Origin of the sequence: Kribbella sp. (assembly GCF_035655035.1) — a bacterium.
Classification (GTDB): Bacteria; Actinomycetota; Actinomycetes; order Propionibacteriales; family Kribbellaceae; genus Kribbella.
In genome coordinates this window covers 1-19,861 of record NZ_DASRVN010000508.1, presented here as the reverse complement: position 1 = coordinate 19,861, position 19,861 = coordinate 1, and the positions used below count along the sequence as shown (strand labels likewise).

The window sequence follows — 19,861 nt, the reverse complement described above, 5'->3', positions numbered from 1 at the left end:
CGGGCTGGAGCGCAGCCGCGGGATGATCGACGTGGACGGGCTCGCGCGGTTGTGGGCCGATCTGCGGACGACACCACGGACCGAGCCGGACGTGTGGACGCATCGCGACCTGATGCCCGGGAACCTGCTGGTCGCGGACGGCCGGCTGGCGGGGGTGATCGACGTCGGTACGTTCACCGTGTCGGATCCGGCGATGGACCTCCAGCCCGCGTGGAACCTGCTGGACCCGACGGCGCGGGCGGCGTTCCGCGCCGCTCTGGGCAGCGACGACGCCGAGTGGCGGCGCGGTATGGGGTGGTCGTTCGCGCAGGCTATCGGCTGCCTCTGGTACTACATCGACACCAACCCGGTCATGTCCCGCACCGCCCACCACACGCTGACGGCCCTGCTCACGGCTTCCTAGCCACGAACACGAACTCCTTCCCCGGCCGATCCGGAGCCTCCCGTACGTCGTCGACCGCGAACCCGGCGGCGGTCAGCGACCGCTCGACCTCGTCCCGCTCGCGGAACCGCAGCGTCGAGTCGGAGGTGAGAACGGCGCCGTCGGACGAGAACACCCAGGTGCCGTGGAACGTGACGAACGGCAACTCGACCTCGCCCAGGTCGGTCCAGACCTCGACCGTCTCGCCGTTGACCTCGCGTACCTGATGCGTGTGCTCGCGCGTCCACTCCTCCCAGGCGCGCCGCGCCGGATCCCGCGTCTCGAACACGAACCGCCCGCCGGGTACGAGCGCCGCGTGCACCCCGCGGACCGTCGCCGCCCAGTCCTCGTCGGTGAGGAACACCTGCGCGACGTTCCCGGTCATCAATGCCAGCTCCACCTGCAACGGCGGCAGGGTCGTCGCGTCCCCGTGCAACCACCGCACCCGGTCCGCAAACTCCTTGCCCCGGGCAACCTCCAGCGACGCCTCGGCCGGGTCCACCCCGGTCACGTCCACGCCGGAACGCGCGAGCAGACAGGCCAGCTCGCCCGTACCGCACCCCACGTCCAGCACCCGCCCGGCGCCGAACTCGTCCACGATCGCCGCGTAATGCTCCAGATCCCCCCGATCCGGATCGAACGCGTCATAAACCGCCGCCAACCGAGGCACCCCGAACAAGGCATCAACCATGCCCGCGAGGTTAACCGCCCACCCACGGCTCAGCGACTGCATTTCAACGGCGGGAGGACAGGACGTATATGTCTGCGTACAGTCCTCCGCACGCCTGACGGCACGCCGGAAGACACCGATCCAGGCGACACCTCCTGTCCTCCTGCAGATCGTCAGGACGTCGCCCCGGTGTACCGCCGCAACCCGGCCCGCCAGGCGAGCACCGCCAGCCCGGCCGCCCCACCCGCCGCCGCGACTCCGGCCGCCAGCACACCGAACTGAGGCCCGCGGAGCAGCGCGGCGGACGGAACGCTGGCGATCAAGGCCATCGGGAACACATACGTGAGGATGACGCGGAGCGGGCGGGCGAAGACGTCCGTCGGGTAGCGCCCGAGCTGCCACGCGGAGTGGTAGAACACGTCCAACTGCAGCTTCGGCGCCCAGAACGCCAAGCACGCCAGCAAAACACTCAACGCCCAGGTCACCACAACCCCTGCCGCGACCAGCACGAGCCAGCTCGCTACCCCGCCCGCAGTCGGCAGGTGATCCGCCATCCCCCACCCCAGTACGCCGATCCCGAGCACGCACTGGATCAGCTGCAACGGCGACGACAACGACAGACTGGACAGGAACAGACTCGACGCCGGCTGCAGCAGGTACCCGTCGAGCTTCCCGTTCCGGATGCCGGTCTCCGGGAACCACGACAGGTTCGGATCGATGAACGCCGACCGCAGTCCGGTGATCAGCTGATATGTCCCGATCAGCACCAGGAACTGCGCCTTCGACCACCCGGCCAACGTGTCCGCCCGGGTGAACACGATCAGCACCGCCGCGATCGCCGTACCGAGACCGGTGAACGCCAGCAGTACGTCGAAGAACAGGTTGATCCGGAACGCCACGCTCCGCCGCAACGACATCGAGAACCCCGCACCGAACAACCGCAGCAGCTTCACGATCCCACCGCCGTGTACCGCCGTACGCCGGCCCGCCACAGCACCACGACCGCGCCCACCAGAACCACCACCCACAGCAGCTGATACCCAACCGAGCCGGTGCCGACCCGGGCCGCGACCGACGCCGGCAACCCGGTCATCCCGTAGAACGGCAACACCTCCGCCACTCGTCGCCACCGGTCCGGCAGCACGTCGATCGGCGCCGCCGTACCGCCGAGCAGGAACATCACCTGACCGCCGAACCCCACCACCGCGTGCACCCGATCCGTCCAGAACGCGGTCAGCGACAGCAGAAACGTCCACAGAAACACGAGAACGGCGGCGAGTACGAGATACGGCACCGCGCGCAGGACCGCCCACCAGTCGAAACCGACCCGCAGCCCGACGGCGGTCAGCAGCACGATCGGTGCCCCGAGCAACGTCAGCCAGGCCCGGACCGCCAGGTTCGTCCCGATCACGCCGAGCACGACCGGTTGCGGGCGGAGCAGTTCGTGGCTCAGCGTGCCGTCGTAGATCCTTTCGGAAAACGTGTGCTGCTCGAACGACTCGGTCATCAACGTGACCAGGATGACCGCGACGTAGTACCGCCCGATCGCCGGATCGTCCGGGTAGACCGCCGACCATACGAACAACCCGATCAGCGGCGCGACCACCGCCTGCACCACGAGCGTCAGCAGGAACCACCACGCGCCCGACCACTCCAGCACGTCCTGACGCAGCCGGAACCCCAGCAGTACCGCGGTCCTCATCGCAGCCCCTCCCGGTACGCCTGGTCGATGACCTTCTCCAGCGGCGGCTCCTCCACCGCGAGATCCACCACCTCCAGCGCCTGCAGCAGCCGGCCCGTCGTACCGGCGACCTCGTCCCGCGGCACCCGCAGTACCCACTGGCCGTCGGACTTCTCGACCACCTCACCGAACGCGGACGGGTCGTCGCGGGTGGAGATCCGGATCAGCTTGTACGGCGACAACCGGGCGGACAGCTCCGTCAACGGGCCGTCGTACTGGACCTTTCCCTGGTCGATCAGGATCAGCCGCGGGCAGAGCGAGGAGACGTCGGCCATGTAGTGGCTGGTCAGGAGTACGGTCGCGCCGGTCTGCTCGACGTACTCCTGGACGAACTCGCGGATCACGCTCGCCGCGCGGACGTCCAGCCCGATCGTCGGCTCGTCGAGGAACAGCACCTCGGGACGGTAGACCAGCGCCATCGCGAGACCGACCCGCATCCGTTCGCCGAGGCTGAGCGCGCGGAGCTGCCGTTCGAGAAGAGGGTCGAGGTCGAGGAGCTGCGCGAGGTCGGCGAGGGTACTGCGGAACGCCGGGCGCGGGACGTCGTACAGCAGCCGCTGGTACTCCAGCGAGTCCATCACGGTCAGCTGCTGCGAACCGCCGACCGGTTGACTGCCGCGAACGAACGCGATCCGTTTCAGGAACGGCGACCGCCGGTGCCACGGGACGCTGCCGAGCACCTGGACGTGTCCCGCGGTCGGGTGCAGGATCCCGCTGAGGATCTTCATCGTCGTGGTCTTGCCGGCCCCGTTCGGACCGATGAAGCCGGCCACCTCGCCCGGGGCGATCCCGAACGACACGTCGTCCAGCGCCTGCACGGTCTTGTACTCACGGCGTACCAGCGAACGGAAGGCCGCCCGCAGCCCGCCCTTGCGGACCGGAGCCTGGTAGGACATCGAGAGGTTTTCCACCTCGACAGCAGTCATGACGCCGACCGTAGAAACAAAAGACGCCCAGATCTGGCTTATTTCCCTGCGATACTCGGGAGATGCGTGCGGAACGCCTCCTCCGGCTGCTCCTGCACCTGCAGACGCGCGGCCAGACGACGGTGGACCAGCTCTCGCAGGCGCTGGACGTGTCACCGCGCACCATCCAGCGCGATCTGGAGGTGCTGAGCCTGGCGGGCGTGCCGGTGTACTCGATCCGCGGGCGTGGTGGCGGGTGGGCGCTGCTGCCGGACTACCGCACCCGGCTGACCGGGCTGACGCCGTCCGAGGTCATGTCGGTGTTCGTCGGCGCGACCGCGCACGTACTGGCCGACCTCGGCCTCGACGCCTCCAGCGACCTCGCCGTCACGAAGCTGATCGCGTCCTTGCCGGAGGGCACCCGGCGCGAGGCGGAGTACGCCCGCCAGCGTCTCCTGATCGACCACGCCGGCTGGGACGACCGCCGCGAGATCCCCCGCAGGCTGGCCCTCTGCCGCGAAGCCGTCTGGGAGGAACGCCGCCTCAACATCACCTATGGCGACGGGACCGAACCGTTCCTCATCTCACCGTTGGGGCTGGTGGCGAAGACCCGCACTTGGTACCTGGTCGCGGCGCGCACCGACGGACGGCTGCGCACGTACCGCCTGTCCCGCCTCACCTCGGCCGAGCTCACCACCGACGCCTTCACGCGACCACCAGGCTTCGACCTCGCCGCGTACTGGGCCCAGTCCCAACGCGAGTTCCAGGCCTCGCGGCCGTCCTACCCGATCGTCCTCAAGGTCCGCGACCACGCCGTACGCCGCTTCCGCCCCACCCAACCGATGCTCCCCGCCGAAGACGGCTGGTGGATCATCCACACCGACCTCGAAAACCCCCACGAAGCCCAAGCCGCCGTACTCGCCCAAGCCGGCGCCGCCCAGGTAGTCGCCCCACCAGAACTCATCCCGATGATCCACGAAGCCGCCACCCACCTCGCGAACTCACACCGCCAGGCCTGAGCGCCCCCGCACCGCCGAGTCGTGGGGAATGGCTCCAGATCCCAGCCAATCCCCACGACTCACCGGTCGAATTACGCCTTCGTGAGGATCTCCGGGCCGTCGTCGGTGATCGCGATGGTGTGTTCGGTGTGGGCTGTGCGGCAGCCGGTGACGCTGCGCAGGGTCCAGCCGTCCTCGTCGGTGACCAGCTCGGCGGTGTCCTGCATGACCCACGGCTCCAGCGCGAGCAGCAGGCCCGGGCGCAGTTTGTACCCGCGGCCCGGGCGGCCGGTGTTCGCCACGTGCGGGTCCTGGTGCATCGTCGAGCCGATCCCGTGGCCGCCGAACTCGGTGTTGATCGGGTACCCCGCCGCGCCGAGCACGGTACCGATCGCGCGCGAGATGTCGCCCACCCGCGCACCCGGTACGGCGGCCGCGATCCCCGCGTCCAGCGCCCGCCGGGTGGCGTCGATCATCGCGAGGTCCTCCGGCGCCGCGGTCTCACCCACGACGAAGCTGATCGCCGCGTCCGCCGCGATCCCGCCCAGCAACACGGCCAGGTCGAGCGTCAGCAGGTCCCCGTCGGCGAGCTTGTAGTCGGACGGCTTCCCGTGCAGGACGGCGTCGTTCACCGCCGTACAGATGTAATGCCCGAACGGCCCCCGCCCGAACGACGCCTCGTAGTCGACGTAGCACGACTGCGCGCCAGCCCCGACGATCAGCTCCTTGGTCCACTGGTCGATCTCCAGCAGATTCGTCCCGACCGCGGTCCGGCTCTTCAGGTCCTGCAGAATGCCACCGACCAGCGCACCGGTCTCCTTGGCTTGGTCCAGCTCGCGGCGGTCCAGAATCTCGATCATGCAATAACTATACCGGCCATATTATCCCGGTACTATCATTGGCCCCATGGTCAGGCTGCCGCTAACCCCCGCCGAGGTCGAGCGCGGAGAACGCCTCGGCACCCTCCTCCGCCGCGCCCGAGGTACCCGCTCCATGCTCCAAACCGCCCTCGACGCCGGCGTCTCCCCCGAAACCCTCCGCAAAATAGAGTCCGGCCGAGTAGCCACCCCCGCCTTCCCCACCATCGCGGCCATCGCCGACGTCCTAGGCCTCTCCCTCGACACCCTCTGGACCGAGATCAACCAACCCGAACGCCTCGTCTCATAGCCGTGCCAGGGATGCCCTTCGTTGACAGCCGCCGGGTCGATCCGGGCGTCGTAGCACCGCAGCCAGTCCGGTACGACCCGAACGAGCGAGAACCCGTCGGCAAGGGCACGCGACCCCGGGAACTGTTCGAGATAGGTGTTCCCCCAGGCGTCCCGCTCGGCGCCCGACAGGATCTCCGCGGTTCCCTCGACCTGGACAAAGACGCCATCGTCCCAACCGATCACGAGAGCGTCGCCTGGGTCGGCGCGGCGGTTGTCGATCTTGCGCGTCGCAGTGTATGTGTCGAAGAGCACGTCACCCGGAGCGGTGACCGTAAGCCGACCAGCGTAGCTTCCGGGTTACCCGACCGTGCCTGTCGGGGTACGTCGGTCTCCCCTGATGCGCGGGCGAAGTCATTCGGGAACACCCACACCTCTACGGGCTGCGCCACACGCCGGGACAGCTCCGACCGTGTCGACCATGGTCAGAAGGAGGCAGCCGATGGCCTTCGCAGGGCAGGATTCGGATGGGTGGACTACGAGTGCCGGGTCACGACCGAACGTCCGCTCTTCTGCACGCCGTGTTCCGACATTCACGCACTGCTGCACAGGCCATGGCCTCGTCGAGTCGTCGACCGCCGCGCCAGCTCCACCTCGCCCTGCGAGCATGTCAAGATCATATGATGACCAACCTGCTGCAGGAAGCCTGCTCTCGACTGGACGTCGCGCCCGCGCGTGCCCTCGTTCAGGGCGGGCAGAAGCAGGTGCACGTCGTGGCCCACACCGACGGCACCGAGAGCGTGCTCAAGCTCATCGACCTCGGCCTGGCTGCGGACCCCGCAGCGCTCGAGCGGGCGAGGCGCGAGGTCGACCTGCTCAAGAGCATCAGCCACCCCAACGTGGTGGCGGTCAGCTCGGACCTGCAACTGCTCGGCGACCCGCCGGTCGCCGTGTTCTGGCTCGAGGAGCTCCTCGATGGCACCGACCTGCGGTACGGCGGGTCGGGCTGGCAATCCGAGCACCTGTTCGCGCTGGGACGGGACGTCGCGGCCGGTCTCGGTGCGCTGCACGAGAAAAAGGTCATCCATCGCGACCTCAGCCCGGGGAACGTCCAGCGGCTTACATCTGGGAAGTTCGTGGTGATGGACCCTGGGTTCGCGAAGCACACCCTCCGGAGCGGGCTAACCGTCGGCGGGCAGCCGGGCACTCGTGGCTTCATGACGCCCGAGCACCTCCAGGCGTACTCCGGTGCGCCGACCGCGGCTTCCGACGTCTTCGGGTGCTGTGCACTGGTCTACCTGGCAGCGACCGGGCACCCGCCCGTCCCCTACAAGGGGGACGACTACGAATACCTCAAGCGCCTCCGGACTGCGGAGCACATATCTCTCCGGGACGCCCGCCCCGACCTTCCCGACGGACTGGTCGCCGTCGTGGAGCGGGGGCTGCACCCTCAGCCCGCCCGGCGGTACCGCAACGGCGACGCGCTCCAGCGCGCGTTCGAGGAGGCGTGATGGGAGTCTTCCTCGGCGACACGGCCCGCAACACACTTATCAAGTGGACGACGAGCGCAGTCACCGGCGGCTACGCGATCGGAGCGTACCTGTCCCCGTTCACCTCGCCACGCATCGCAAACGGGTTCAAGCGCTCGGCGCAGGACACGTCCGAACAAATCCGAGCGGCCGGTGGCGAGTTCTGGTTCGACCCCATGACGTATGCGCTGGGCATGCCGCGCGCTGGCGACTTCCGCCACTACGATACGTGGGGCCTATGGGGCGGCGCACGAGGCGACGTTTCATCACGAGCGGCCATGCTCGACCACATCGAACGGGTCTACGCGATCCAGCGCGAGCTTTCCAGCCCGCTTGTCGCGCCTTCGCTGCTGGTGTCGTACCCCGACACGCCAACCAGCCAGAGCGCACTCGAACTGAGCCAGGTAGCAGTTGATGCCTCGCCCACCGCCTGGCTCACTGTCGCCGGAGACCAGCAGTTCTGGGGTGCTGGCGCTGAGCTTGACGCTCACGTGGGAGCGCTCGACCAACTGGAACCGGGCGGCTGGTTGCTCGTCGTGACGCGGTCAGACAGCTCGATGCCCCCCGGCGCGACCGCCGAGGAGGTGTACGGGTTGATGCGAACGACGTTCGCACTGAGCCAGGACCGGCCAGTGCGCATTGCCTTCGGCGACATCGCCGCCCTCCCCGCCGTCGCCGCCGGAGCAGAAGCGATCGGGACCGGCTGGGACATCCGCCAGCGGATCTGCGCCTACCAAGACTTCGAGGAGCGCGAAGGCGACCCGAACGGCGGCGGCTGGTACCAGCGTCCGACGCTCCGCGGGCTCATGGGCGGGCTCTCGAACCGCGAGTACACCGTTCTGTCCTCGGAGGAACCCGCCCTGACATCGCGCCTAACCCCCGGCACCATCGGTCCGAAGCCTGAGCAGGCGTTTCAGCATCATGCGGCGCTCCTGACGGACATCGTCGATGAGCTAAACGCCTTGACCGGACGCGACCGCATCGCCGCGCTCCGACGCCGCTACACGGATGCCCGCCCCGAGTGGCCGGGAGTCAAACGGATCACCGGCGCGACGATCGGGCCCGACCGCTGGATCAAGCCCTTCCTGGACGGCCTGGAGCTCTTCGCCGCGTCAGAGGGCTGGGCCTGAGGACGCCGTCGCGGCATACAAGTGCTCGAAGCCCCAGAGCCGTTTCGCCGGTGCGGGACGCCTCGCACGCGGCTTGACGATCCATCCCGAGGACGAGTAGAGGCCCGCTCCGTCATGAGCGACGCGCTCTGCCGCCCGTCGCTCCGCGACCGGCCCGACATCGCCCAAGAGGACGACGTAGTTGTTCGCCCACGTGCGGTACGCGCGTCCCTGCAGGACCGCCTTCTGCCAATCCTTCACCTTCGCTTCGAGAGCGAACACGGAGCCGCGCGGCACCAGCGCCGGGTTGACACGATGCGCACCACCAGGCGTCGTTTCGACAGCGCCCGCCTTCTCGAGCCGGGTCAGCACCGGCTCGAGAGCGGCGAGCGACCACCCGATCCGTCGCGCAACCGTCGCCAATGACAGCGCCTGCCTTGGATGCAGCACCGCAAGCACGGAGCAGTCGGCCTCGGCGAGGAACGGCTGGACGCCCGCAGCACGGCGCGCCTGCAGCCATTTCTGGCCGCCAGCCAGCGCCATGAAGTCCGGCAGGCCCAGCGGACTGGGCATCTCCGGGACGAGCAGCACATCTTCAGGGACGCCGGGAAGCGTCGCGGCCGCGATATGGGCGAGTTCGTGCAAGACCAGCTCGGCTTGGGGTTCGAACCTACGGCCCCCGAGCGATGAGATCGGAGTCACGACTATCACGCTGCGCACGGTCGCAACCTCCAATTCCTTGAGTCAACAGCAGCAAGGCTCCGCGATCCACCCGCGGCGAGCACGAGAGCCATCCTCAATCATCCCAATGACGCCCGAGATTACGCAGACGGCCTCTGGGCTAGTGCCACCTCAAAATCTTCTATGAGTGCCGGAACTCCACCGCGTCGCCGTGTCCTCCAACCCCCACTTTCTTTTCAGACGTTGAAGCGGAACTCGACGACGTCGCCGTCCTGCATCACGTAGTCCTTGCCTTCCATGCGGACCTTGCCGGCGGCGCGGGCGGCGTTCATCGTGCCGGCTTCGATCAGGTCGTCGTACGAGACGATCTCGGCCTTGATGAAGCCGCGCTGGAAGTCGGTGTGGATGACGCCGGCCGCCTCCGGAGCGGTCGCGCCGCGCTTGATCGTCCAGGCGCGGGACTCCTTCGGGCCCGCGGTCAGGTACGTCTGCAGGCCGAGGGTGTCGAAACCGACCCGGGCGAGTACGTCGAGGCCGGGCTCGTCGATGCCCATCTCGGTGAGCATCTCGCGGGCCTCGTCCTCGTCGCCGAGCTCGACCAGTTCGGCCTCGAACTTGGCGTCCAGGAAGATCGCCTCGGCCGGCGCGACCAGGTCCCGCATCTTCTGCTTGAGCTCTTCGTCGGCGAGCTCGTCGGCGTCGCAGTTGAAGACGTACAGGTACGGCTTCGCGGTCATCAGCATCAGCTCGCGGAGCGCGTCGCGGTCCACGTCGGTGGCGATGACCGGCGTACCGGCCTCGAGGTGCTTCTGCGCCTCCCGGACGGCGTCCAGTACGGCCGCGCTCTCCTTCTTCAGCCGGGCTTCCTTCTCCAGCCGCGGGATCGCCTTCTCGACGGTCTGCAGGTCGGCGAGGATCAGCTCGGTCTGGATGGTGGAGATGTCGTCGGCCGGCGACACCTTGCCGTCGACGTGCGTGACGTCGTCGTCGCGGAACACCCGGGTGACCTGGCAGATCGCGTCCGACTCGCGGATGTGGCTGAGGAACTTGTTGCCCAGCCCCTCGCCCTCGGACGCGCCGCGGACGATCCCGGCGATGTCGACGAACTGCACGGTGGCCGGAATCACCTTCTGGGACCCGAACACCTCGGCCAGCTTGGCCAGTCGCGGATCCGGCACACCGACCACCCCGACGTTCGGCTCGATGGTCGCGAACGGGTAGTTCGCGGCGAGCACGTCGTTCTTGGTCAGTGCGTTGAACAGGGTGGACTTGCCCGCGTTCGGGAGTCCGACGATTCCGATGGTGAGTGCCACGGGAGGCAAGGGTACGCGGCGTGACCGGCTCCTGCCCAACCAGGCGGGCGCGGGCAGCGTCAGCTACGGCGTGACCACGTGGACGGATCGTGCCGGAATCTCCTCACGCTTCGTGTTCGGCTGCCTGCAGTTGTTCCGGTTCGGGTGGCTGGAGCTGGTGCCGTGACTGTTCCCGGCGTTCCTGTTCGCGGGCCTGGCGATCTCGAAGTACGTCGACCTGCCGATCGCGCGGTACGACGCGTTGCTGATCTACTGCCTCGCGCTGACCGTACTGTTCTGGGCGGTCCGGCTGGAGACGCCGCCGTCGGCAGCTACATCTGTCAGGCGTGGCGCCGGTTCGACCTGCGGGTCAGCAACTACCGGCCACTGCCCACCACGATCTTCGCGGTACTGATCTACGCGAACTTCTTCACCCATCACTGGATCCCGGATCTGCGGATCCCGATCGCGCTCGGCCTGCTCGTGGTGTTGCGACGTACCTAGGTGTTCTTCACCGTGGCGTACGGCGGCCGGCTGTACCAGCGCGGCACGGCCGCGACAGTCGAGATCTCACCGCAACATGACGGACCCAACCATTCCGGCCAGTACGGCGTCTCTTGTGGTGTGAGGCGCTCCTGAGGGGGAGCACTGGGGAAGAACCGCCTGAAATACAAGGGGAAACGCCATGACCCGCAAGTTCGCCGCATTCATCACGACGATGGTCGCGCTCGCCGCATTGGGCGGGTGGATGATGGCCACAGCGGTCGGGCAGCAACGGCAGCCGCACCCGGCTGCCGCCACCACGAAGGCGTCCAGTACGCCGACCAGTGCTCCCACTCCGAGCGGTACGCCGACGCAGACGCAGACCACGCCGCCGTCGACGCCGGGCAACCCGGTGCCGCCGAACCCGACCACGTCCGTTGCCTCCGGCAAGAAGGTGTTGTTCCTCACCTTCGATGACGGGCCGGACCCGACGTGGACGCCGCAGGTGCTGGCGACGCTGGCGAAGTACGGTGCGCACGCGACGTTCTTCGAGCTCGGCGAGATGCAGAGCGAGCACTCCGGTCTGCGTGAGCAGGTGCTTGCCGCGGGCAACGCGATCGGCAGCCACTCGATCAGCCACCCGCAGCTGACCAGGCTGTCCGCGGCGCAGCGGCACCATCAGATCTTCGACGGTCCGCGGTCCACCTGCTTCCGGCCGCCGTACGGCGCCACCAACGCGAAGGTCCGCGCCGACATCAAGGCCGCCGGCATGGTCCAGGTGCTCTGGGACGTCGATCCGCGGGACTGGGCCCGGCCGGGTACCAGCGTGATCGCGCACAACATCCTGACGCACGCGAAGAGCGGCCGGATCGTCCTGATGCACGACGGCGGCGGGAACCGCGCGCAGACCGTGGCCGCCCTGGAGCAGGTGCTGCCGGTGCTGAAGGCCCAGGGGTACACGTTCCCGGCGATGAACTGCCAGCAGCGCTGAGCCCGCTCTCGACCTGCCCGAAGCGGAACTGAACCGGAACTGAATCAGCACTTTTCCGGAACTCCCGGCGCAATCGCACGAAAACTGTCGGTGCGGTTCGGCACTATCGGTGACATGACCGGTTCGACTGTGTTGCTGATCCTGCTCTTCCTGGTGGTCGGGCTGCTGCTGGGTGCGGTGTTCGGGGTGCTCTGGGTGCGGGGGCGGGACGGTGCGCAGCTGGCGCGGATCACGGCGGAGCGGGATGCGGCCGAGGACCGGGTGGTCGAGTTGACGCAGGAGCGGACGTCGGTCGGGCAGCAGATGGGTGGGCAGGCGGTCGTGAAGGAGGCTCTCGATCGACTGCATAAGCAGCTGAATCAGCTCGAGCAGAGCCGGGCCGCGTGGCAGAGCCAGTTGCATCAGCAGGTCAACGAGGTGCGGATGAGCGGCGAGGCGCTGCGGCGCGAGACGGCGTCGCTGTCGACCGCGTTGCGCAAGCCGCAGGTCCGCGGCCGCTGGGGCGAGCTGCACCTGCGCCGGACGGTCGAGCTCGCCGGGATGGTCGCGCACTGCGACTTCACGGAGCAGACGACCACGTTCGGCGAGGACGGCGTACTGCGTCCGGATCTCGTGGTGCGCCTTGCCGAGGGCAAGAATCTGGTCGTCGACTCGAAGGTGCCGCTGGCCGCGTTCCTGGACGCGAGCGAGTCCGACGATGCCACGTTCCGCGAGGACCGGTTGCGGGCGCACGCACGGCATCTGCGGACCCACGTCGATCAGCTGTCCTCGAAGGCGTACTGGACGCGCCTGTCGCCGTCACCGGAGTTCGTCATCCTGTTCGTGCCGGGCGAGTCGTTCCTGTCCGCGGCCCTCGACGTCGAGCCGTCCCTGCTGGAGTATGCCGCTGAGCGCCGGGTGATCCTGGCGACGCCGACGACCCTGATCGCGACCCTGCGCGCCGCGGCGTATGCGTGGAACCAGTCGGCGCTGACCGAGTCGGCGCAACAGGTGTTCGAGCTCGGCCGCGAGCTGTACGAGCGCCTCGGCACGATGGGCGAGCACCTCGGGCGGGTCGGGCGTTCGCTCACCTCCGCGGTGGAGGCGTACAACGGCACCGTGGGGTCGTTCGAGCGGCGCGTCTTCATCACCGCCCGGAAACTCCGCGACCTCCACGTCACCGAATCCGAACTCACCGCGATGGAGTCGATCGAGGCCTCCGTCCGCCCGCTCACCGCGCCCGAGTTTCTCGCCATCGAAGACTCCCCTTCGACCCACCGCTGGCCGCCGTCCCAAGCCGGCTGACCGCCCGCGTCATTCCGGAAGGGGATCGTCCGGAACGAGGGCTAGCGTGCATCCCATGGACACGACACCGTTGACGGGGCCGCCGGTGGCCGGGAGCGAGGCCGACACGTTGGTGGGGGCGCTCGAGCGCAATCGCCGGACGTTCGCCTGGAAGTGCGGCGGGCTGGACTCGGCCGGCCTGAACAAGCAGCACCCGCCGTCGACCGTCACGCTCGGCGGACTCCTCAAGCACCTGGCGCTGGTCGAGGACGAGTACTTCACCCGCCGACTGCTCGGGAAGGATCTCGGCGCCCCGTGGGACGGCGCCGACTGGGACGCCGACCCGGACTGGGAGTGGCACAGCGCGGCCGACGACTCCCCCGCGGAACTGATGGGGCTCTGGGAGGCGTCCGTCGAGCGATCTCGCGCCGCGGTCGCCGAAGTTCTCGCACGCGGCGGCGTGGACCAACTGGCGAACTGGCAGGGCCGCAACGGCGACTCCCCCAGCCTGCGCTACATCCTCGTCGACCTCATCGAGGAGTACGCCCGCCACACCGGCCACGCCGACCTGATCCGCGAATCCATCGACGGCCTGACCGGCGAAGGCATCCCCGCCGACTAACTCCGGGCGCCTGTCGGAAAGCCGACAGTAGCGAACCGTTGACAGTCCGTGGTCCCCTCACGCAACGATGAGAGCGCTCTCTCAGGCGGACGTGAGGAGAAACAAAATGCGCTTCAGAACCCGAATGCTGACGGTCGTCGCAGCAGCGGCGACAGTGGCCGGCGTACTGTCGGCAAGCCCGACCCGACCGGCCGACGCCGCAGTCCCAGCGACCATCCCGCTGACGATCACCAACAACTCGGGGCGCGCCGACCCGGTCTACATCTACGACCTCGGCACCAACCTGGCGACCGGGCAACAGGGCTGGGCAGACGCCTCCGGAACCTTCCACGCCTGGCCGGCCGGCGGCAACCCACCGACCCCGGCACCCGACGCCTCAATCGTGGGCCCGGCCAACGGTCAGTCGGCGACGATCCAGCTGCCGAAGTTCTCCGGCCGCGTCTACTTCTCGTACGGCCAGAAGCTGGTCTTCAAGCTCACCACGGGAGGCCTCGTCCAACCCGCAGTACAGAACCCGTCCGACCCGAACCGGAACATCCTGTTCAACTGGTCGGAGTACACGCTCAACGACGGCGGCCTCTGGATCAACAGCACCCAGGTCGACATGTTCTCGGCACCGTACGCCGTCAGCGTGAACTCCAGCACCACCGGCCACCTCAAGTCCGGCGGGTACAACGCCGTCTACAACGGGCTCCGCTCGGCCGGCTGGGGCGACCTGATCCAGACGGCACCCGACGGCTCGGTACTCCGTGCGCTCTCCCCGCTGTACGGCGTCGAGACCGGCGCACTGCCCGCGGGCGCGATGGACGACTACATCAACCGGGTGTGGTCGAAGTACAGCTCGGACACGCTCACCGTCACGCCGTTCGGCGACCAGCCGGACACGAAGTACTTCGGCAAGGTATCCGGCAACGTCATGAACTTCACGAACAGCGCGGGCGCCGTCGTCACGTCGTTCCAGAAACCCGATTCCGAAAGCGTCTTCGGCTGCTTCAAGTTGCTCGACGCACCGAACGACCAGGTCCGCGGGCCGATCTCGCGCACGCTGTGCGCCGGGTACAACCGCTCGACCCTGCTGACGAACCCGAACCAGCCGGACCCGAGTGACGCGAACTTCTACCAGGACGCGGTCACGAACCAGTACTCGAAGACGATCCACGCGCAGATGGCGGACGGGCGCGCGTACGGGTTCGCGTTCGACGACGTCGGCAACCACGAGGCGCTCGTCCACGACGGCAACCCGCAGCAGGCGGCGCTGATCCTCGATCCGCTGAGCTGAGCGGTTGACTCCTCGCTCCGTTAGTGGCAGCTTACCGTTCGTGGAGACTTACGGATCATTCGAAGCGGTCGGACCGGTGCTGGACGCGCTCGGCGACCCGACCCGACGGGTGATCCTCGAGACCCTGCGGACCGGCGGGCCGTGCTCGGTCGGCGTACTGGCCGAGCACGTGCCCGTCAGCAGGCCCGCGATCTCGCAGCACCTGAAGGTGCTCGGCGCGGTCGGCCTGGTGCAGCACGAGTCGCGCGGGACCCGGAACATCTATCGCGTCCATCAGGCCGGGCTCGACGAACTGCGCAGCTGGCTCGACCAGTTCTGGGGCGACACGCTGCAGGCGTACGCCGACCACGTGCGGCGGACCGAGGAGGAACGGAAATGACTGTGGAACAAGACATCTCACCACTGGTGAAGACCGTGACCGTGCCGGTCGGGGTCGACCGCGCGTTCGAGGCGTTCACGGCGGAGACGTCGACGTGGTGGCCGCTGTTCGGCCACTCGGTCGGCGAGGGGTCCGCGCGCGGCGTCCGGCTGGAAGGTGCCGTCGGCGGGCAGATCGTCGAGTACGGCGCCGACGGCGACATCGCCACCTGGGGCACCCTGTCGGAGTGGGACCCACCGGCGTCCCTCACCTTCAGCTGGCACCCGGGCCAAAACCCCGCGGCGGCCGGGCAGGTCACCGTCACCTTCACCCCGATCGACGACGGCACCGAGGTCAAACTCACCCACACCGGCTGGGACCGCCGCCCCGACGCCACCCAAGCCCGCCGAAGCTACGACACCGGCTGGGACTACGTCCTCACCAAATACACCGAGTTCGCCACCCCCTAACCCCTCACCAACTCTCCCGCGCCCCACCCCAGCCTTCGAGTCGTAGGACCTGGCCGCGATTCTCCAACCGAACCCCACGACTCGGCGACCCCACCCCGAACCAACCACCACGCCTCAACGCCGACCGGGCGGTGCGGGCCCGGCTCGGGCGCACGGGCCTCGGCTCAGGCGGACGATGGTCGTTCCGGGCGGGGCAGGGGCTGCCCCGGCGCGGGGCAGGGTTGCCCCGGGCGGCCTGGGCGTCAGGTTCGGGTGCGCGGGCGTCGCCTCCGGCGGGCGGCTATGGACGGCCCGGCAGGGCCGGGGTCAGCCCAGGGCGGGGGTTAGCCCGGGGCGCGGGTTCACCCCGGGGCGCGGGTTCACCCCGGGGCGCGGGTTCGCCCGGGGCGCGGGTTCGCCCCGGGGCGGGGGTTGGCCCGGGGCGGGGGCTTGGGTTGGGTTGTTAGTAGCCGAGGGTGAAGCGTTGGCGGTTGTGGGCTGGGGCTTCGATCTCGTTGAGCAGGGCGACGGCGTAGTCCTCGGCGGAGATGTGGTCGCCGATCGGCTCGTCGCCGCTGAGGCGGAACGTACCGGTCCGCTCGCCGGGCGCGATCTCGAACGCGGGCGAGAGCATCGTCCAGTTCACGTCGTCCCCGGTGGCGCGCAGGTTCTCGAGCGCCTGCGAGACGGTCAGCGACTCGTCCTTGTACACGGCCGGGAAGTCCGGGCCGTCGACCACCCGGTTGCCGTCGACAACCAAGCTGCCGGCGCCGCCGACCACGAACAACCGGGTCGCCGTCCCCCGCACCGCGGCGATCAGGTTGTCGACGGCGTCCAGGTACTCCTGGTGGTCGCCACCGGTCCGGCTCGGGCCGATCGCCGCCACCAGTACGTCCGCGCCCCCGGCGAGCTCCTTCGCCGCCGCGACGTCGTTCGCGCTGGCCTGCACCGCGCGCACGCCGGCCGGCAGGTCGCCACCGGAACGCGTCACGCCGGTCACCTCGTGGCCCCGCTCGACAGCCTCGGCCGCCACCCGGCTGCCGACCATTCCGCTCGCCCCGATCACCGCGATCTTCATGTCCACTCCTGTTCTGTTCGGTCTGACCTCGACAGTATCTACTGGTAACTGACTACTTCAACGTGCTATAAGTACCTTGTGGTAACCAAAGGCGACGTCTTCGACCCGAACTGCCCGACCCGAGTGATCCTGGACCGGCTCGGCGACAAGTGGACGGTCCTGGTCGTACTGCGTCTGCGTACCGGCCCGCAGCGCTTCACCGAGCTCCGCGACGGCATCGGCCAGGTGGCGCCGAAGGTGCTCACCCAGACCCTGCGCCGAATGGAACGCGACGGCCTGCTGACCCGCGAGGTGTTCCCGGAGATCCCGCCCCGCGTCGTCTACACCCTGACCCCGATGGGCGCCTCCCTGATCGACCCGATCAGCGTGCTCACCGAATGGGCCGAAACCCACATGCCGACCATCACCCAGTCCCAGCAACAGTACGACGCCATCGCCTAAGCCGGCTCCTCAGCCTAAGCATGACCGGTCGGCGAACGGACTTCGCCGTTCTGGCCGAGGGCGCCCCGTGACCTGCTCCCCGTCCGGCGGGGCTGAAGATCACAACCCCCGCTCGGTCGGGTTACGGGTCAACCTTTCGGGACCTTTGGCTCATCACACTCCTGGTCGGACACGAGCTGGGGGTTGGGATGGATCCAGGACGGGATCGGGAGTTCGCGGACTTCGTGGACGGGCGGTTCACGGCGTTGCAGCGGTTCGGGTACTTGCTGACGGGTGAGTGGCACCTCGCCGAGGATCTGGTGCAGACCTCGCTGACCAAGGTGTGGTTCCACCGCAACTCCCTGCGCAGTGCGAACGCGCTGGAGAGCTACACCCGCACCGTGATGGTGAACACCAGCACCCAGTGGTGGCGCCGGAAGTGGAAGGGCGAGACCCCGACCGAGCATCTGCCCGAGCCGGAGACGCAGTCGGAGTACGGCGTTGTCGACGACCGCGACCTGTTGCTCAGGGCCCTCGCCACCCTCCCCCGCCGGACGCGCGCCACGCTGGTACTGCGGTACTTCGAGGACCTGCCCGAGGCCGAGATCGCCGAGATCATGGGCTGTTCGCTCGGCACCGTGAAGAGCAACGTGTCCCGCGGACTCGCGAAACTCCGCGAGCACCACCTGGTAGCCGCCGTCTCCGCCCAGAAGGAGGCCTGAGCCATGACCAACGAACTGAAGGACCGGTTCGCCCAGCTGGTCGCGGATCCGCCCCCACCGAGCGCGGTACCGAGCGAGGCCGTCTTCGCCAGGGTCCGGACGGTACGCCGACGTCGTACGGCCGGGGTGATGACGCTCGCCGCCGCCTGTGTGGTGGCCATTGCCCTTGCCCTGGGCAACGTCACGAACATCGGCGGCGCCCCACCGATCAGCAACACGCCAGGCGCCCCGAAAACAGCCATCACCGGTCCGCCAACAGCAACCCCGAAGCCCATACCGCCGATCCAGGTCGCGCTGAAACCATCCGTGAAGGGCCGAACGGCCGGGATAACGGTCACGGTGTCAGGGAAGGCGTTTGTCCCAACGGCAGTCCCCGAGGGGACGCTGCTGCCGGCGAACACCTCGTTCATGAACTTGTCCGGCGGTACGGACTACTACTTCGGCGACGGCTACCAGAGCGGTTCCGACGGCGGCTCGATCGACTGCACCCGGAAGAAGCTGAAGGCAGGCTCGGAGACGTACGTCATCCCGGAGACGCACACGTTCAAGAAGCCCGGGACCTACAAGTTCACGTACACGATCCGGTACTGCGGCACGAAGGGCTGGTTCCCGACGACCGCGACCACGCAGCTGGTGATCAGATAGTCCAGGCGTGGTCGGAGGTGCCGGTGGTGGGGAGGCCGGCGGTCTTCAGGTCGGATCGGAGGTCGCGCGGGAGGGCGAACGTCAGGCTCTCCTCCGCGGTGGTCACCTCCTGGACGTCGGCATAGCCGCGCTCGGCGAGCCAGCGGAGGACGTCGCGGACGAGTACTTCGGGGACGCTCGCGCCGCTGCTGACGCCGACCGCGTCGACGCCTTCCAGCCAGGCCTCGTCGATCTCGTCGGCGAAGTCGACCAGATAGCCGCCCTTCGCGCCGTGCTCGATCGCGACCTCGACCAGGCGGACCGAGTTCGACGAGTTGCGGGAGCCGACGACCAGCATCAGGTCAGCCTCGGGGGCGAGCTTCTTGACCGCGGCCTGCCGGTTCTGGGTGGCGTAGCAGATGTCGTCACTCGGCGGGTCCTGCAGGTGCGGGAAGCGCTCCCGCAGCCGGCGTACCGTCTCCATCGTCTCGTCGACCGAAAGCGTGGTCTGGGAGAGCCAGACGACCTTCTCGGGGTCGCGGACGGTGACGTTCGGTACGTCGTCCGGCCCGTCGACGATGTGCACGTGGTCGGGGGCCTCGCCGGAGGTACCGATGACCTCCTCATGCCCCTCGTGGCCGATCAGCAGGATGTCGTAGTCGGTCGCGGCGAACCGCTTCGCCTCGTGATGGACCTTCGTGACCAGCGGGCAGGTGGCGTCGATCGTCTTCAGCTGCCGCGCGGCCGCCTCCTCGTGCACCACCGGGGCGACGCCGTGCGCGGAGAAGATCACCGTCGCGCCCTCGGGCACCTCGGAGGTCTCGTCGACGAAGATCGCGCCGCGCTTCTGCAGCGTCTGGACGACGTACTTGTTGTGCACGATCTCTTTGCGGACGTACACCGGCGGACCGTACAGGTCGAGCGCCTTCTCAACCGCGACGACGGCCCGGTCGACGCCCGCGCAGTACCCGCGGGGGGCCGCAAGCAGCACCCGCTTGGTCTTCGTCACGGTCGGAGCACCGGTCTCGTCAGGCTGGGAAGTCACGGCCCCATCGTACGTGGCCGGAATCAACGCCTCCGG

25 protein-coding genes are annotated in these 19,861 nt (G+C 68.5%); 16 read left to right on the top strand and 9 right to left on the bottom strand.

All coding sequences use genetic code 11. From position 1 onward, the window contains the following. Positions 1 to 403, top strand: a 403-nt coding sequence (locus tag VFF46_RS27855; RefSeq protein ID WP_325040190.1) for a phosphotransferase, incomplete at its 5' end; no start/stop codon positions are given. Here VFF46_RS27855 and VFF46_RS27850 read toward each other — a convergent pair. From VFF46_RS27850 to VFF46_RS27835, 4 genes are all read right to left on the bottom strand, one after another. Next, entirely contained in the window at positions 390 to 1,112 is a 723-nt protein-coding gene (locus VFF46_RS27850) for a class I SAM-dependent methyltransferase (RefSeq protein ID WP_325040189.1), read from the bottom strand. The genes VFF46_RS27855 and VFF46_RS27850 overlap by 14 nt on opposite strands. 152 nt (positions 1,113 to 1,264) lie before the next feature. Next, positions 1,265 to 2,044 (bottom strand): ABC-2 family transporter protein, encoded by a 780-nt coding sequence (locus VFF46_RS27845; protein WP_325040188.1) that lies wholly within the window; start codon positions 2,042 to 2,044, stop codon positions 1,265 to 1,267. Then, positions 2,041 to 2,793 carry an ABC-2 family transporter protein gene (locus VFF46_RS27840; RefSeq protein ID WP_325040187.1) on the bottom strand — a complete coding sequence of 251 codons (753 nt, stop codon included), beginning with the start codon at positions 2,791 to 2,793 and terminating at the stop codon, positions 2,041 to 2,043. Before VFF46_RS27840 ends, VFF46_RS27845 begins: the two co-directional genes overlap by 4 nt. Beyond that, positions 2,790 to 3,758 carry an ABC transporter ATP-binding protein gene (locus tag VFF46_RS27835; protein ID WP_325040186.1) on the bottom strand — a complete coding sequence of 323 codons (969 nt, stop codon included), beginning with the start codon at positions 3,756 to 3,758 and terminating at the stop codon, positions 2,790 to 2,792. Before VFF46_RS27835 ends, VFF46_RS27840 begins: the two co-directional genes overlap by 4 nt. A 62-nt stretch (positions 3,759 to 3,820) precedes the next feature. Between VFF46_RS27835 and VFF46_RS27830 the strand changes: the two genes are divergently transcribed. After that, complete coding sequence (locus VFF46_RS27830) at positions 3,821 to 4,756, top strand: helix-turn-helix transcriptional regulator (RefSeq protein ID WP_325040185.1); 936 nt, start codon at positions 3,821 to 3,823, stop codon at positions 4,754 to 4,756. Between the two features lie 71 nt (positions 4,757 to 4,827). Here the strand turns inward: VFF46_RS27830 and map are convergent, their stop codons facing one another. Continuing rightward, positions 4,828 to 5,595: a type I methionyl aminopeptidase gene (gene map, locus VFF46_RS27825; RefSeq protein WP_325040184.1), complete on the bottom strand. Its 768-nt coding sequence runs from the start codon at positions 5,593 to 5,595 to the stop codon at positions 4,828 to 4,830. Between the two features lie 46 nt (positions 5,596 to 5,641). Here map and VFF46_RS27820 point away from each other — a divergent pair, with 46 nt between their 5' ends. The 3 genes from VFF46_RS27820 (at position 5,642) to VFF46_RS27810 (ending at position 8,539) form a co-directional block, all read left to right on the top strand. Then, the gene (locus VFF46_RS27820) at positions 5,642 to 5,902 is read left to right on the top strand and encodes a helix-turn-helix transcriptional regulator (RefSeq protein ID WP_325040183.1); all 261 of its coding nucleotides are present in this window, start codon (positions 5,642 to 5,644) and stop codon (positions 5,900 to 5,902) included. 661 nt (positions 5,903 to 6,563) lie between these two features. Then, a complete protein-coding gene (locus tag VFF46_RS27815) occupies positions 6,564 to 7,391 on the top strand; it encodes a serine/threonine-protein kinase (protein WP_325040182.1) in 828 nt (275 codons plus the stop codon). Continuing rightward, positions 7,391 to 8,539, top strand: a complete 1,149-nt coding sequence (locus VFF46_RS27810; protein ID WP_325040181.1) for a hypothetical protein — start codon at positions 7,391 to 7,393, stop codon at positions 8,537 to 8,539. The genes VFF46_RS27815 and VFF46_RS27810 overlap by 1 nt, the downstream gene beginning before the upstream one ends. Here the strand turns inward: VFF46_RS27810 and VFF46_RS27805 are convergent. Together VFF46_RS27805 and ychF are read right to left on the bottom strand one after the other, a co-directional pair. After that, entirely contained in the window at positions 8,522 to 9,163 is a 642-nt protein-coding gene (locus tag VFF46_RS27805) for a hypothetical protein (protein ID WP_325040180.1), read from the bottom strand. The genes VFF46_RS27810 and VFF46_RS27805 overlap by 18 nt on opposite strands. Before the next feature lie 272 nt (positions 9,164 to 9,435). Next, positions 9,436 to 10,512, bottom strand: coding sequence for a redox-regulated ATPase YchF (ychF, locus tag VFF46_RS27800; protein WP_325040179.1), 1,077 nt, complete (start codon positions 10,510 to 10,512; stop codon positions 9,436 to 9,438). On the opposite strand from ychF, the gene VFF46_RS27795 reads away from it, so the two are divergent. The 8 genes from VFF46_RS27795 (at position 10,502) to VFF46_RS27760 (ending at position 15,957) form a co-directional block, all read left to right on the top strand. Next, positions 10,502 to 10,678, top strand: coding sequence for a hypothetical protein (locus tag VFF46_RS27795; RefSeq protein WP_325040178.1), 177 nt, complete (start codon positions 10,502 to 10,504; stop codon positions 10,676 to 10,678). The two genes, ychF and VFF46_RS27795, sit on opposite strands and share 11 nt — an antisense overlap. Continuing rightward, positions 10,675 to 10,995: a DUF817 family protein gene (locus VFF46_RS27790; RefSeq protein ID WP_349256364.1), complete on the top strand. Its 321-nt coding sequence runs from the start codon at positions 10,675 to 10,677 to the stop codon at positions 10,993 to 10,995. Before VFF46_RS27795 ends, VFF46_RS27790 begins: the two co-directional genes overlap by 4 nt. Before the next feature lie 181 nt (positions 10,996 to 11,176). Then, complete coding sequence (locus tag VFF46_RS27785; protein WP_325040177.1) at positions 11,177 to 11,965, top strand: polysaccharide deacetylase family protein; 789 nt, start codon at positions 11,177 to 11,179, stop codon at positions 11,963 to 11,965. Between the two features lie 114 nt (positions 11,966 to 12,079). Further along, positions 12,080 to 13,249, top strand: coding sequence for a DNA recombination protein RmuC (locus VFF46_RS27780; protein WP_325040176.1), 1,170 nt, complete (start codon positions 12,080 to 12,082; stop codon positions 13,247 to 13,249). A gap of 55 nt (positions 13,250 to 13,304) precedes the next feature. Further along, the gene (locus tag VFF46_RS27775; RefSeq protein WP_325040175.1) at positions 13,305 to 13,850 is read left to right on the top strand and encodes a DinB family protein; all 546 of its coding nucleotides are present in this window, start codon (positions 13,305 to 13,307) and stop codon (positions 13,848 to 13,850) included. A gap of 106 nt (positions 13,851 to 13,956) precedes the next feature. Continuing rightward, complete coding sequence (locus VFF46_RS27770) at positions 13,957 to 15,129, top strand: glycoside hydrolase family 64 protein (RefSeq protein ID WP_325040174.1); 1,173 nt, start codon at positions 13,957 to 13,959, stop codon at positions 15,127 to 15,129. Between the two features lie 40 nt (positions 15,130 to 15,169). Further along, positions 15,170 to 15,508: a metalloregulator ArsR/SmtB family transcription factor gene (locus VFF46_RS27765; protein ID WP_325040173.1), complete on the top strand. Its 339-nt coding sequence runs from the start codon at positions 15,170 to 15,172 to the stop codon at positions 15,506 to 15,508. Then, positions 15,505 to 15,957 (top strand): SRPBCC domain-containing protein, encoded by a 453-nt coding sequence (locus VFF46_RS27760; protein ID WP_325040172.1) that lies wholly within the window; start codon positions 15,505 to 15,507, stop codon positions 15,955 to 15,957. Before VFF46_RS27765 ends, VFF46_RS27760 begins: the two co-directional genes overlap by 4 nt. A gap of 442 nt (positions 15,958 to 16,399) precedes the next feature. Here VFF46_RS27760 and VFF46_RS27755 read toward each other — a convergent pair whose 3' ends face one another. Continuing rightward, complete coding sequence (locus tag VFF46_RS27755) at positions 16,400 to 17,014, bottom strand: NAD(P)-dependent oxidoreductase (RefSeq protein WP_325040171.1); 615 nt, start codon at positions 17,012 to 17,014, stop codon at positions 16,400 to 16,402. A 78-nt stretch (positions 17,015 to 17,092) separates the two neighbouring features. Here VFF46_RS27755 and VFF46_RS27750 point away from each other — a divergent pair, with 78 nt between their 5' ends. The 3 genes from VFF46_RS27750 to VFF46_RS27740 all read left to right on the top strand — a co-directional run bounded on the left by VFF46_RS27750 (position 17,093) and on the right by VFF46_RS27740 (position 18,801). Beyond that, on the top strand, positions 17,093 to 17,455 hold the full coding sequence (locus VFF46_RS27750) for a helix-turn-helix domain-containing protein (RefSeq protein WP_325040170.1): 363 nt from the start codon (positions 17,093 to 17,095) through the stop codon (positions 17,453 to 17,455). A gap of 188 nt (positions 17,456 to 17,643) precedes the next feature. Further along, a complete protein-coding gene (locus VFF46_RS27745; protein WP_325040169.1) occupies positions 17,644 to 18,156 on the top strand; it encodes a SigE family RNA polymerase sigma factor in 513 nt (170 codons plus the stop codon). Between the two features lie 3 nt (positions 18,157 to 18,159). Then, complete coding sequence (locus tag VFF46_RS27740; RefSeq protein WP_325040168.1) at positions 18,160 to 18,801, top strand: hypothetical protein; 642 nt, start codon at positions 18,160 to 18,162, stop codon at positions 18,799 to 18,801. Here VFF46_RS27740 and VFF46_RS27735 read toward each other — a convergent pair. Then, entirely contained in the window at positions 18,794 to 19,825 is a 1,032-nt protein-coding gene (locus tag VFF46_RS27735; RefSeq protein ID WP_325040167.1) for a 4-hydroxy-3-methylbut-2-enyl diphosphate reductase, read from the bottom strand. The genes VFF46_RS27740 and VFF46_RS27735 overlap by 8 nt on opposite strands. Positions 19,826 to 19,861 lie beyond the last annotated feature (36 nt).